8 protein-coding genes and 1 pseudogene are annotated in these 11,680 nt (G+C 62.0%); 5 read left to right on the top strand and 4 right to left on the bottom strand.

The window, feature by feature from the left end; translation table 11 throughout:
* Nucleotides 1-19: 19 nt before the first annotated feature.
* On the bottom strand, nucleotides 20-1,054 hold the full coding sequence (locus DEM27_RS18955) for a histone deacetylase family protein (RefSeq protein WP_280954524.1): 1,035 nt from the start codon (nucleotides 1,052-1,054) through the stop codon (nucleotides 20-22).
* 31 nt (nucleotides 1,055-1,085) lie between these two features.
* Nucleotides 1,086-2,513, bottom strand: coding sequence for an amidase (locus DEM27_RS18950; protein ID WP_109459822.1), 1,428 nt, complete (start codon nucleotides 2,511-2,513; stop codon nucleotides 1,086-1,088).
* A gap of 198 nt (nucleotides 2,514-2,711) precedes the next feature.
* On the opposite strand from DEM27_RS18950, the gene DEM27_RS18945 reads away from it, so the two are divergent.
* The 5 genes and pseudogenes from DEM27_RS18945 to DEM27_RS18925 all read left to right on the top strand — a co-directional run.
* A complete protein-coding gene (locus tag DEM27_RS18945; RefSeq protein ID WP_109459985.1) occupies nucleotides 2,712-4,322 on the top strand; it encodes an ABC transporter substrate-binding protein in 1,611 nt (536 codons plus the stop codon).
* A 188-nt stretch (nucleotides 4,323-4,510) separates the two neighbouring features.
* Nucleotides 4,511-5,446: an ABC transporter permease gene (locus DEM27_RS18940; protein WP_109459984.1), complete on the top strand. Its 936-nt coding sequence runs from the start codon at nucleotides 4,511-4,513 to the stop codon at nucleotides 5,444-5,446.
* A 58-nt stretch (nucleotides 5,447-5,504) separates the two neighbouring features.
* A complete protein-coding gene (locus DEM27_RS18935) occupies nucleotides 5,505-6,344 on the top strand; it encodes an ABC transporter permease (RefSeq protein ID WP_245416055.1) in 840 nt (279 codons plus the stop codon).
* Complete coding sequence (locus DEM27_RS18930; protein ID WP_109459821.1) at nucleotides 6,334-7,959, top strand: ABC transporter ATP-binding protein; 1,626 nt, start codon at nucleotides 6,334-6,336, stop codon at nucleotides 7,957-7,959. Before DEM27_RS18935 ends, DEM27_RS18930 begins: the two co-directional genes overlap by 11 nt.
* 108 nt (nucleotides 7,960-8,067) lie before the next feature.
* Nucleotides 8,068-8,405 (top strand): annotated as a pseudogene (locus DEM27_RS18925) (IS5 family transposase); the annotation flags it as partial.
* Nucleotides 8,406-8,624: 219 nt separating this feature from the next.
* On the opposite strand, the gene DEM27_RS18920 reads toward DEM27_RS18925, so the two are convergent.
* Both DEM27_RS18920 and DEM27_RS18915 read right to left on the bottom strand, forming a co-directional pair.
* Nucleotides 8,625-10,058: an FAD/NAD(P)-binding protein gene (locus DEM27_RS18920; RefSeq protein WP_109459820.1), complete on the bottom strand. Its 1,434-nt coding sequence runs from the start codon at nucleotides 10,056-10,058 to the stop codon at nucleotides 8,625-8,627.
* A gap of 1 nt (nucleotide 10,059) precedes the next feature.
* On the bottom strand, nucleotides 10,060-11,475 hold the full coding sequence (locus DEM27_RS18915) for an LLM class flavin-dependent oxidoreductase (RefSeq protein WP_109459819.1): 1,416 nt from the start codon (nucleotides 11,473-11,475) through the stop codon (nucleotides 10,060-10,062).
* Nucleotides 11,476-11,680: the final 205 nt, after the last annotated feature.

The following is an 11,680-nucleotide window of genomic DNA, read 5'->3' as shown; positions in this document are numbered from 1 at the left end:
TGGCAGTGGCGCGGCCGGGTCAGGCCACCGCCTTGAACCCGCTCAAAACGTTGACGGCGTTGACGCCGATTTCCTCGACCGCATAGCCGCCCTCCATCACGAAAACTGTGGGCAGCGAGAGCCCGCCGATCGCCTGGCCGATACGGGTGAAATCGTCACTGACCAGCTTGAAGTGGGAAATCGGATCGCCGCCGAACGTATCGACGCCGAGCGAGACCACCAGCGCCTCTGTTCCATGAGCGGCAATACGACCGAGCCCCGTCGCCAGCGCCGCCCCGTACCCGGTATACTCCGTGCCCCACGGCAGCGGCAAATTGAGGTTGAAATCGGCGCCGGCGCCCTCGCCTGTTTCTTCCGCATATCCGCTGTAATAGGGATATTCGACCTGCGGATCGGCGTGAATCGATACAGTCAGCACGTCTGCCCGATCATAGAAAATATCCTGGGTGCCGTTGCCGTGGTGATAGTCGATATCCAGCACAGCGACCTTGCCATAGCCGCGGTCGCGGAAAGCCTGCGCTGCCGCCGCCGCATTGTTGAGGAAACAATAGCCGCCGAAATAATCGCGGCCGGCATGATGGCCGGGCGGACGGCAGAGCGCGAAGGCGGCGTGATCGCCACCGGCGACGATATCGACCGCCGTTACGGCGGCATCCACCGCCGCCTTGGCGGCCGTCCATGTCCCGGCCATGATCGGACTCGACATGTCGATGCAGAAACGGCCGAGCTCGGCCCCCGGACGCTTTGTGGCGCGACGCGACGCGCGCGGCGGCGGCCAGGCATTGGGAAAAGCGTCGATTTCGCCGTTTTCTGCCGACCACGCTTGCCATGCCGTCGACAGAAACGTGACGAATTCCGCATCATGCACCTTGCCGACCGTCTCCAGGCCGTAGTCGCCGATGCCGACAACCGGGCCGAGCGCCACCGCTCGCACTCTTTCGAGAACGAGTTCGACGCGGCGCGGCATTTCAAAACTCGCAACACGCTTGCCGCGGATATATTCGGCTTCTGCGTGTTGCAAGCCATGCAGATCTGAGTAGACGGTTTTCATCATGATCCCGTTGCAATCGTGGTAACGAAGCGCGTCAAAGAGCCGGGCGGCTTGCTGCATCGGCAAACCAGCCGCCGACCGCCGTTTCGAAGGCCAGCCCGGCGCGGAAAACGTCGGCGTCGCAATAGGTCTTGCCGACGATCTGGATACCGGTCGGCACGCCGTTCTCCGCGTGGCCCGAGGGAACGCTGAGCACCGGGCAACGGCTTAGCATGTTGAAAGGATAGGTCATGATCCAGCCATGGCGAGGATCGACGGTCTTGCCGTTGATGGTCAGGCCGTCGACCGGCTGGTAGTCCGCCTTGACGGCCGGCAGTGCCAAGGTCGGGCAGACGAACACGTCGAATTCTTCCATCATCGGCCCGAACGTCGAATACATCTCGCCAGCGGTATAGAGCGACGCCAGGAAATCTTGCGCCGTTACCGACTGCGACGCCTGGGCAAATGCGCGGCTGTATTCGGTCAGCTTTTCGGCACGCTCGTCGAGATATTCCGCCACCCAGGCCCCGAATATGGTGCGAAGATAATCGTCGGCAGCCTTTTCGCTCTTCTTGGTCCAGCCAAGATCGACTTCCACGACTTCGGCGCCAAGCGATCGGAAGATATCCAGCGCTGCGAGCGTGTTGCGACGTACGTCCCCATCGACTTCGTAATAGCCGAGGTCAAGCGAATAGGCGATCCTCCAGCCCGATACGCCGCCGCGATCTATGGGCAGTTCCAGTTTCGGCTTGAGCGAGACGATGTCCTTGGGATGCGGCCCACACATGACGTTCTGCATCAGCAGGCAATCTTCGACGCTGCGCGCCATCGGCCCCGGATGATTGTAGAAATCTAGGTTGAAAGGCGGCGTCGCGGGGTTGCGCCCGTAAGGCGGCTTGTAGCCGACCAGGCCGCAGGCCGAGGCCGGGATGCGGATCGAGCCACCGATATCGGAGCCGGTCGCAAGCGCCGCCATGCCGGCAGCCAGCACTGCACCCGAGCCGCCCGACGAGCCGCCCGGCGTATAATCGAGGTTCCAGGGATTGCGGGTCACGCCCCACAGGCGCGAATGCGTGAAGCCCTCCGAGGAAAATTCCGGCGTCGTCGTGCGGCCATGGACGACAACGCCTGCGTCGAGCAACCTTTGCACCACCGGCGTCGTGGATGTCGCGACATTGTCTTTGTAGATCAGCGAGCCAAAGGTGGTGACCTTGCCTTCGATATTGTTCTCGTCCTTGATGCCCGTCGGCAGGCCTTCGAGGGGCCGGAGATCGCCGGCATCCGCCGCATATCTTGCTTCCGCCTTGCGCGCTTCAGACAGCGCTTCCTCGGCATAGAGCGCCGTGAAGCCGTTGACGGTATCCTTGATCTCTTCCGCCCGTGCGAGATAGGCCTGCAGTAATTCGACCGGCGACAATGTACGGTCCTTGAACCGACGAAGCGCCTCTGAGGCAGTGAGATAGCAGATGTTGAGATCGGACATCAAAATCCCCGGCGATGAAATGGAATGGATCGAACACGGGCAGTAAGCAAAAAAATGATTGATCGGTCAATCAAAATTTTATTGACAGCCGCGTTTCTCGATTCTAGCCTTTTTCCCAAGGCGGCACTGACGACCGCCATCCGAAAAATCGCATGGTTTCTGCCGGCGCGTAAGTCGGCCAATAAAGGGGAACTGAAAATGTCGGATGCACGTATTCGTGAAATGAACTTCTGGGCTGATCGTTATCGCAATGGCGGTATCTCTCGGCGCGAATTTCTTGGTCGGGCTTCGGCCCTCGCAGCAGTGTCGGCCGCCGGACTCGGCTTCAATCCGGCGACGCTTCTCGCGTCGGAACCCAAGCAAGGCGGCTATGCGCGCTTCGGCATGTCGGATGCCTCGCAGCAGGACACACTCGACCCCGGCACATGGCCTGCCAGCTTCGCCCAGGCGGCGTTCAACGGCTCGCTGTGCAACAACCTCACCGAGATCGCGGCGGACGGCAGCATCGTCGGCGACCTCGCCGAAAGCTTCGAGCCGGCCGATGGTGCCAAAAAATGGATCTTCAAGATCCGCAACGGCATCACCTTCCACGACGGCAAGAGCCTGACGATAAAGGACATTCAGGAGGCGTTCCACTATCATATGGGCGACAAGTCGACATCCGGCGCAAAGTCGCTGCTGTCGCAGGTGGAATCGATCGACGCCGATGGCCCGAACACCATCATCTTCAACCTCAAATCCGGCACGGCCGACTTCCCCTACCTGGTTGCCGACTATCATCTGTCGATCATGCCGGCGAAGGAAGAAGGCGGAATCGACTGGCAGCGCGGCGTGGGCACAGGCAGCTTCATCCTCGAGAATTTCGAGCCGGGTTCGTCGGTCAAGATGAAGCGCAATCCGAACTACCACAAGAACAACAAGCCCTATTTCGATGAAGTCGAATTCATTGCCATCATGGACCAGACGGCGCGGCTCAATGCCTTCCTCACCGGCGAAGTCGACTTCAGCGGCGATATCGATGTCCGCAACATGGCGCTGATCGATCGCAACCCGGAACTTGAGATCCTGCGCATCCCGAGCCTGCGCCATTTCACCTTCGACATGGACACCACGGCCAAGCCCTTCGACAATCTCGATGTCCGGCTTGCCATGAAATATGCGCTCGATCGCGACGACATCCTGCGCAAGGTCTTCCTGAATGAAGCCAAGAAAGGTAACGACACGCCGGTCGCCTCGGCCATGCCGTTCTTCAAGGATCCGACGCCACAGTTCGACTATAATATCGAAAAGGCCAAGGAACATCTCGCCAAAGCGGGTCTGAAGACTCTCGACGTCGACCTGTCGGTGTCCGAAGCCGCCTTCCCGGGCGCGACAGAGTCGGCGGTGCTCTACAAGGAGCACGCTGCAAAGGCCGGCATCAACATCAATATCATCCGCGAGGCAGACGACGGCTACTGGGAAAACGTCTGGCTGAAGAAGCCTTTCAACGGCTGTGACTGGTACGGCCGCGCCACCTGCGACTGGCTGTTTTCGACTGCCTATGCCGCCGACGCCTCCTGGAACAACACACACTGGAACAATCCGCGTTTCAACGAGCTGCTTGTTGCCGCCCGCTCGGAGACGGACAATGACAAGCGTGCGGCGCAATATGGCGAAATGCAACAGCTGCTGCACGATGACGGCGGCGTGATCACCGTTGCCTTTGTCAACTGGGTCTACGGCCTGAACAAGAAGATCGCCCACGGACCGGTCAGCGGCATCTTCCCCTGCGATAACCTGCGCATGACCGAGCGCTGGTGGATGGCCTGATGCCTTCGCCCGGCCGCCCGGCTCTACTTCGGAGGTGACAGGCGGCCGGATTTTACATTGAATGAGAATAGCCGCACCCACGCGGCGTGACCGCCCCCGATCTCTCGTCGTCATCAGGGACGGTCACCATTCTCATCCAGCCATAACGGAACATCGGTTTGGTTTCGAATTCGCATCCCATTCTCGGCATGATTCTGCAGCGGCTCGCCCTCGGGCTGTTGAGCCTGCTGATCGTGTCGATCGTCATCTTCACGGCCGTCAGCATGCTTCCGGGTGACTTCGCCAGCGCCGTTTTGGGACGGTCGGCGACACCCGAAACCGTCGCCGCCTTCCAGCAGAACCTTGGTCTGGACCAACCGTGGCCGCGGCGTTACTTCCAGTGGCTCGCTGGCGCGCTGATCGGCGACTTCGGCAACTCCTTCAGCAACCGGCCGGTCAGCGCCGTCATCGGCTCCCGGCTGTTCAACACGCTGAAGCTGGCGGCCTTGACCGCGATGATTGCCGTACCGATTGCGGTATTCCTCGGCACGATCTGCGCACGCTACCGCAACAAGCCGATCGACCGGTTCCTGAGCGCCATCACGCTCGCCTCGATCTCGCTGCCGGAATTCTTCATCGCCTATGTATTGATGCTGTTCCTAGCCACCAAACTGCACATCTTCCCGACGTTGTCGAGCATTCGGGGAAGCATGGACATGTTGGAACAACTGCACCGCATGGCCCTGCCGGTTCTGACGCTGATGTTCGTGACCCTCGCTCACATGATGCGCAATACCCGAGCCGCGCTGATCGGCATCATGTCGCATCCCTATATCGAGATGGCCCGGCTGAAGGGCGAGCCGGAAATGCGCATCATCTTGCGCCATGCGCTGCCCAACGCGATCGGACCTATTGCCAGCGTCATCGCCATCAATCTCGCCTATCTGATTGCGGGCGTGGTGGTCGTTGAAGTGGTGTTCGTCTATCCGGGTATCGGCCAGACAATGGTCGACGCTGTCCGCAATCGCGACGTGCCCGTGGTACAGGCCTGCGCCCTGATCTTCGCTGCAAACTATATCATTCTCAATCTCGTTGCCGACCTTGTTTCCATCGTCAGCAATCCGAGACTGCTCCATCCGAGATGAGGCGATGATGTCCGAATCCAGCCTTTCCGCTTCGCCCGCATCTGCACCGGATCGCAATATGGTCCAACAGATCATCCATGCCTTAAGACAGGCACCGGTAACCGCGCTGACCGGCTTGGTCATCGTCGGCATCTATGTCGTCGCTGCCGTCTTCGCGCCCTGGATCGCACCCTATGGCGAATACGAGGTCGTCTCCGACATTCCATTTGCGCCCTGGAGCGAAGCCAACCTTTTGGGCACCGATCAGCTGGGGCGAGATTTCCTTACCCGAATTATTTACGGTGCCCGCAACTCCATCGGCATCGCCTTCGTAACGACCTTGCTCGCCTTCGCAATCGGCGGCTTCTTCGGGATCATGGCCGCAGCGCTCAGGGGCTGGGTCGACCAGGTTTTTAGCCGTCTCGTCGACGCGGTAATGTCGATCCCCGATCTCATCTTCACCCTTCTCCTGCTGGCAATCTTCGGCTCGTCGGTGCTGAACCTGATCCTGATCATCGCCGTTCTGGATTCGACCCGTATCTTCCGCATTTCCCGGGCATCCGCCATGAATGTGGTGACACTTGATTATGTCGAGGCGTCCACCGCGCGTGGCGAAGGTCTGTACTGGAGGATCGTGCACGAAATCCTGCCTAACATTCTACCGATTCTGATCTCGGAATTCGGCATGCGCTTCTGCTTCGTCTTCCTGGTCATCGCCGCGCTGTCCTTCCTCGGGGTCGGGCTACAGCCACCCATGGCCGAATGGGGATCGATGGTGCGTGACAATGCGGTGCTGATCAATTCCGGCGACATCACGCCACTGATCCCCGCCAGCGCGATCGCGCTGCTGACCGTCGGCGTCAATTTCGTCGCCGACTGGCTGTTGAGCAAATCGAGCGGACTGTCCAATGAAGAGTGAGCCCCAATCGCCCCCCATCGTCCTGTCAGTCACCGATCTCAGGATCGAGGCAAAGGCCAACGACGGTTGGATCGAGATCGTCAAGGGCGTGAACTTGACCTTGCGCCGCGGCGAGGTGCTGGGTCTGGTCGGCGAGTCCGGCGCCGGCAAGTCGACGATCGGCCTGGCCGCTCTCGGCTATTTCCGCCCGGGATGCCGTCGGACCCGCGGCAGCGTGCGTTTCGGCGAAACCGACGTGCTCGGGCTCACGGAAGCGAAACGCCGCACATTGCGCGGTACCCAGGTCGCCTATGTTGCGCAAAGCGCGGCCGCGTCCTTTAACCCCGCCAAGCGACTGATGGACCAGATCGTGGAAGCGGCGGTGACGCGCGGCGGCATGCAGCGCGCCGTGGCCGAGCAACGCGCCGTGGCGTTATTCCGATCCCTGCAACTGCCAAATCCCGAAATATTCGGCAAACGCTATCCGCATCAGGTCTCCGGCGGCCAGTTGCAGCGTGCGATGACGGCCATGGCGATGATCTGCCAGCCGGATCTGATCGTGTTCGACGAACCGACCACCGCGCTGGACGTGACGACACAGGTTGAAGTGCTGGTGTCGATCCGCCGGGCGATCAAGGAACATGGCGCAGCGGTGCTCTATATTTCTCACGACCTGGCAATCGTGGCGCAGATGGCCGATCGCGTCATGGTGCTGCGCTACGGAGAGGCCGTCGAGGAAGCGCCGATCCGCCAGATCATGGAGGCGCCGAGCCACCCTTACACCAAGTCGCTCTGGGCGGTTCGCAGCCTGCAGACGCCCGCAAAACCCGAACTCGAGCCGCTGCTTGAAGTCGAGGGCATATCGGCTGCCTATGGCAGGTTCAAGGCGCTGGAGGACATCGATTTTTCGATCGGCAAGCGCCAGACTCTGGCCGTGGTCGGCGAGTCCGGGTCGGGCAAATCGACGCTCGGCCGGTTGATCGCCGGCCTGATGCCGCCGGTCAAAGGCACAGTCAAGCTCGACGGCAAGTCTCTGCCGACGCTCGTGCGCCAGCGCGACAAAGACATGCTACGCCGGATCCAAATCATCTACCAATCGGCCGACACTGCGCTCAATCCGCGTCATACGATCCGCAAGATTCTCGGCAGGCCATTGACATTCTTCCAGAGCCTGCGCGGCGCGGCGCGTGAACAGCGTGTCATCGAGCTGCTGAAGATGGTGGAACTCGATCCGGGTTATGCGGGTCGCTATCCGGCCCAGCTTTCAGGCGGCCAACGACAGCGCGTAGCGATCGCCCGTGCGCTGGCCGCCAATCCCGACCTGATCATCTGCGACGAAATCACCTCGGCTCTCGACCAGCTCGTCCAGGCCGGCATTCTGCAGATGTTGGCGGACCTGCAGCAGCGGCTCGGCGTATCCTACCTGTTCATCACGCACGACCTGGAGATCGTCCGTGCAATCGCCGACCGCGTCATCGTCATGAGCCAGGGGCGCATCGTCGACCAGGGCTCGCGGGCCGAAGTGCTCTCGCCGCCTTATCCCGACTACACCAAGCTGCTGCTCGATTCAGTGCCGGAAATGGCGCCCGACTGGCTCGACCGCCTGTTGACGAAACGCAGTTCCGCCGTGAATTGACGCATCGCAGCAAGAGGGGCGAGTGCTGCCTGGCCCATACCGCCTGACGGATGAAACATAAACGATGGATATCCTGATTGAACTGAGGTCAGCACGGGCGCGAAGGGATTGCTGCCCGGTAAGGACAGTGATCCCGGACGTTCCGCCTACGACAATCGTCTCTTCCTTGAGGCGATCCTCTGGAAGGTCCGGGTCGGCGCGCCGTGGCGCGATCTGCCGGATGAGTTCGGTCCATGGAACTCGGTGTTCAAGCGGTTCCGCCGACGGGCGAAGAAAGGCGTGTTCGAACGGATTTTCAATGCCTTGTCTGGCGAACCGGATTTCGAATACGCGATGATCGACGCCACGATCATTCGCGTTCATCAGCACGGGATGGGAGCAAAAGGGGGGCTTGCCATCAGGCCATCGGGCGCTCACGCGGCGGACTGACGACAAAGATCAGCGCGCGTGGAATGAGAGATATGGCGTTCCACGCGACGGGCGACGCGAGCAACGGCACGGCGTTTGCGATCACATCCGAAGACGTTTCTCGACCTCATGCTCCCGGAACGCCACAATACAGAGACGGAAATCCACGATATGGTATCGCCGTCCTGAGGTCGTGCTGGGAAGGATTGGGATGAATCGAGCCCAAGCGGGCGACACGCTCCCGGAGCTGCCGGCGACTATCCTGTTGCGCGAGATTGTTCCCGTGCCGAAGCCAATCCCCGGGCAATGTTCTCCGACACCAGCAGGGCATGTTCGGTCACCTGGGGCAATCCCATCAGCTCGCCGAAGGTCCCGCGCGCCAGCGGGCCGGCGATGAAAAGCGTTTCGGCGGCCTCTCCACTCGTGCCGACGGCGCGGCTGTCGTCATCGACCGCAAGGCCGAGGCCGACCGTATCGAGTTGCAGCACACCCGCCGCCGCCAGCGTTTCGAGGAACGGCTGGCTTGACAGGATCGCACGATGGCCCGGCCCCGTCGTTACCACCACAGCATCGTAATGCTCCTCGAACGGTTGTCCGCCCCGGCGCGAGCGAAGTGCCACGGCGATCGTGCCGTCCTGCCGGAGAACAGCACCGGTGAGCGAGGCTGCATGGATGTGCAATGAGCCGGCGGAAAGGCGGCGGTCGATGACGGCCTCCACCTGCGGCGCAATGCGGAAACGGTGCACATCCCAGTAGGGCCGCAGATGGCGGACGAGCCGGCGTCGTTCTGCCGTTGGCAAGGTGCGCCAGATCGCGCCGCCCTCGCCACGCAGCCTGTCGAAGACAGCATGCCAGGTGATGCCCTCCCCCGCTGCCTGTTCGAGCGTGCGGCGAACACGGCGGAGAAGCTCGCGCGCCGAACAGGCGGGAGAGGTCGTGAAGTCGCCGAACGGCTCCTGCGGCAGAAGTGTATGCCCGCGCGAGCGCAGGCCCCGGCGCGAGACGGCGGTAATCGGGCCCTCGTGGCCCGCCGCATCGAGCGCCGTGATCACGTCGGCGGCAGTGAGTCCCGTGCCGACGACGAGCACGCGATCCTTGCGGGAAATGCCGGCAAGCGCGCCCGGCACCGTGGCATCGGGAATATAGGCCGGATGGCCGGCAAGGGCCCGGTCGAGGACGGCGGGCGCCTGCGGGCTCGGATGGGTCGTGGCCACCACCACGCGGTCCGCTTTCACGACGGAACCGTCCGCCGCCGTGATCCGCCATCCGCCGGACGTGGCCGTCACGACGCGAACGCGGCTGCGGCGGTGCTCGATCCGACCCGCAGCGACGAGCGGCCGGAGCATGGCATCGACGTAACGCCCAAAGGTTGAGCGGCGGGCGAAGACACGCCCGTCCTCGGTCACGGCCTCGCGGTCATCGGCAAGTGCGCCCGTCGCGAGCAGCCAGCGCTCGAAATGTGTATCGTCGCCCGGAAGAAGCGTCATGCGCGCGGCCGGCACGTTGATGCGGTGGACTGGCTCGTCGGTGTCATAGGCAAGGCCGCCGCCGAGCATGGCGCGCGGCTCGTAGACGACGATCCGCGCCGTGCCTTCGGGCAGCAAGCGGGCGAGATGGTAGGCGACGGCCGCGCCGGTAAAGCCGCCGCCGACGATTGCGACGACCGGCACGGATATCGCGCCGACGATCATGTCAGGCGCCGACGGATTTGAGGGTCGGAACCGCTTCGGCCTCGCGTCGCTTCACCGCTTCGATATCGCGGTAGCCGTCGGCGGGGTGGGTCTTCGGCAGGTAGGGACCTTCGCCGAAAAGTTTCTCGCGCAGTGTCCCCGGCCGGTAGACAGTGGGATAGGCACCGCGCTTCTGCAGTTCCGGCACGATATGGGCGACGACGTCCTCGAAGCTGTCCGGCGTTACCGCATAGGCAAGGTTGAACCCGTCGACATCCGTGTCGTCCACCCATTCCTGCAGGATATCGGCGATGCGCTCCGGCGAGCCGACGAAGACCGGCCCCATGCCGCCGATGCCGCCGAACTGCGCAAGCTCGTCGATGGTCCAGGATTTGTCGCCGCCGGCGATGTGTTCGACGAAGGAATGGATGGCGTTGGTTTCGATCTTCTCGACGACATCCGTCGGGGCATACTGGCCGAAGTCGATGCCGCTCCAGCCGGACATGAAGGTCAGCGAGCCGTCATAGGAGACGTAGCTCCTGTACTCCTCGAATTTCTTCTGCGCCTTTGTCTCGTTCTCGTCGGTGATGATGGTGACGAGCGTGTAGATATAGACCTTCTTCGGGTCGCGGCCGGCGGCGGCGATACGCTGTCGGATATCGGCGACATAGGCCTTCAGCACCGCTTTCGTCGGCGCGGCTACGAAGATGCATTCGGCATGGGCGGCGGCGAATGCCTTGCCGGGGCCGGATGCTCCGGCCTGGTAGAGAACGGGCGTACGCTGCGGCGAGGGTTCGGTGAGGCCGTAGCCCGGCACCTCGAAATACTTGCCCTTGTGGCCGATCTCGTGAACCTTTTCCGGATGGGTGAAGATGCGCCTGTCGCCATCGCGCACCACTGCCCCCTCCTCCCAGGAGCCTTCGAGCAGCTTGTAGAGCACCTCGACATATTCGGCCGCGACCTCGTAGCGGTTGTCATGCCGGCGAAGGCCGACCTGCCCGACATTCTTCGCGCCGCTCTCCAGATAGGAGGTGACGATATTCCAGCCGACGCGCCCCTTGGAATGATGGTCAGCCGTCGCAAGGCGCCGGGCGAAGGTATAGGGATGCTCGAAGGAGGTCGATGCGGTGATGCCGATGCCGAGATGTTCGGTTGCGAGCGCGATGGGGGCGGCAAGCTGGAGCGGATCGTTCACCGGGAGCTGCGCGGCCTGGTGGATGGCGTGATAGTTCGAGCCCTTGTAGACATCGTAGTAACCGATGACGTCGGCGATGAAGATGCCGTCGAAGACGCCGCGCTCCAGCGTGCGCGCAAGATCCTGCCAATAGTCTAGGTCCTTGTATGTCCAGGACTTGTCGCGCGGATGCGCCCAGAGACCGGGTGACTGGTGACCGACGCAGTTCATATCGAAGGCGTTGAAGCGGATGGGACGGGCCATGGGTCTCTCCAGGATAGCGAAGATGCCGGACGGCATCGTTTGGAGGCGATGATAACGCGGGCACTCCATAAATACAGAAATTCTATCTTTTATATAGACTAATTTCGGAAATGCCTTTTCTCGCTGCGGTCCTGCGCCTCTGGGAAGATGTCCGGGCGCGGCGGGACACCCGTCCGCCAGCCTTCATCCCTCCTTGCCGTGGCGC

The sequence above is a fragment of the Rhizobium album genome, from assembly GCF_003122325.1.
GTDB classification, from domain to species: Bacteria; Pseudomonadota; Alphaproteobacteria; order Rhizobiales; family Rhizobiaceae; genus Metarhizobium; species Metarhizobium album.
The sequence above is the reverse complement of the archived record's forward strand: the minus strand, read 5'-3'. Positions and strand labels throughout refer to the sequence as shown.

Bases quoted from the DNA above. Each gene is read 5' to 3' on its own strand.
- DEM27_RS18955 (WP_280954524.1), bottom strand. From the start codon at position 1,054: ATGATGAAAACCGTCTACTCAGATCTGCATGGCTTGCAACACGCAGAA.
- DEM27_RS18950 (WP_109459822.1), bottom strand. From the start codon at position 2,513: ATGTCCGATCTCAACATCTGCTATCTCACTGCCTCAGAGGCGCTTCGT.
- DEM27_RS18945 (WP_109459985.1), top strand. From the start codon at position 2,712: ATGTCGGATGCACGTATTCGTGAAATGAACTTCTGGGCTGATCGTTAT.
- DEM27_RS18940 (WP_109459984.1), top strand. From the start codon at position 4,511: ATGATTCTGCAGCGGCTCGCCCTCGGGCTGTTGAGCCTGCTGATCGTG.
- DEM27_RS18935 (WP_245416055.1), top strand. From the start codon at position 5,505: ATGGTCCAACAGATCATCCATGCCTTAAGACAGGCACCGGTAACCGCG.
- DEM27_RS18930 (WP_109459821.1), top strand. From the start codon at position 6,334: ATGAAGAGTGAGCCCCAATCGCCCCCCATCGTCCTGTCAGTCACCGAT.
- DEM27_RS18920 (WP_109459820.1), bottom strand. From the start codon at position 10,058: ATGATCGTCGGCGCGATATCCGTGCCGGTCGTCGCAATCGTCGGCGGC.
- DEM27_RS18915 (WP_109459819.1), bottom strand. From the start codon at position 11,475: ATGGCCCGTCCCATCCGCTTCAACGCCTTCGATATGAACTGCGTCGGT.